Here is a 1095-nt window from a genome sequence, read left to right as displayed (position 1 = left end):
GGCACCGCGCCGCGCTGGATCTGGGGCGGCTGGGCCGCTGGGAGGAGGCCGTGGCCACGCACCGTGCGGTGGCCGCCGAGCGCGAGCGCGCGCTGGGCGCCGACCACCCCGACACCCTCACCAGCCGCTACGAGACCGCCTTCGCCCTCGGGAGCCTGGGCCGCCCCGGCGACGCGCTGCGCGAGTACGAGCGGGTCGCGGCGGGCCGTCGGCGCGTTCTGGGCCCCGACCACGCGGACACCCTCGCCGCCCGCCAGGAGACCGCGTTCACCCTGGGCCGCCTCGGCCGCTTCACCGAGGCCCAGCATCTCTATGTGGCCGTGCTCGCCGCCCGCGAGCGCACCACGGGCGCCGACCACCCCGACACCCTGCGCTGCCGCCACAACCTCGCCTTCAACCTGGGCTGTCTGGGGCGCCTTGAGGAGGCGCACCGCATGGCGGAGGGGGTGGCCGCCGCGCGCGCCCGGGTGCTGGGCCCCGACCACCCCGACACACTGGTCACCCGCTACGAGGTGGCGTACGCCCTCGGCCGCCTCGACCGCTGGCGGGAGGCCCTGGGCATCTTCCGCGAGGTGGCCGCCGACCGCGCCCGCACCCTCGGCCCCGACCATCCCGACACCCTCGCCGCCCGCTATGAGATCGGCGTCGGCCTGGGGAAGCTGGACCGGAGCGCGGAGGCCCTCACGGTCTACCGCGCCCTCGTCGAGGACCGCACCCGCGCCCACGGCCCGGCCGATCCGGAGACCCTGCGCGCCCGGCACGGCCTCGGCGTCAGCCTCGGCCGGCTGGGCCGCTGGGAGGAGGCGCTGACCGAGGCGCGAGAGGTCTGCGCCCTCCGCGAACGCGCGCTGGGCCCCGACCATCCGGACACCCTGGTCAGCCGTCGCGAGGTGGCCGTCGCCCTGGGCTGGCTCGGCCGCTGGTCCGACGCCCTGGACGGCTACCGCCGGGTGACCCGAGCCCGCGCCCGCGTCCTGGGCCCCGGCCATCCCGACACCCTCGTCAGCCGCGGCGACGAGGCTCACTGCCTGGAGCGGCTGGGCCGGGGCGCCGAGACGGCGGAGACGACGGAGACGGCCTAGGCGGCCGAGAGGG

General features: G+C 78.0%; 1 protein-coding gene. It reads left to right on the top strand.

Annotated elements, in window-relative coordinates:
• Window positions 1-1082 (top strand): tetratricopeptide repeat protein (locus tag KN815_RS48985; RefSeq protein WP_216348185.1); only part of this gene is annotated, 1082 nt, incomplete at its 5' end.
• Window positions 1083-1095: the final 13 nt, after the last annotated feature.

Source organism: Streptomyces niphimycinicus (assembly GCF_018883605.1).
Classification (GTDB): domain Bacteria; phylum Actinomycetota; class Actinomycetes; order Streptomycetales; family Streptomycetaceae; genus Streptomyces; species Streptomyces niphimycinicus.
Note: the sequence above shows the minus strand (reverse complement) of the source record. Positions and strands in the feature narration are given on the sequence as shown.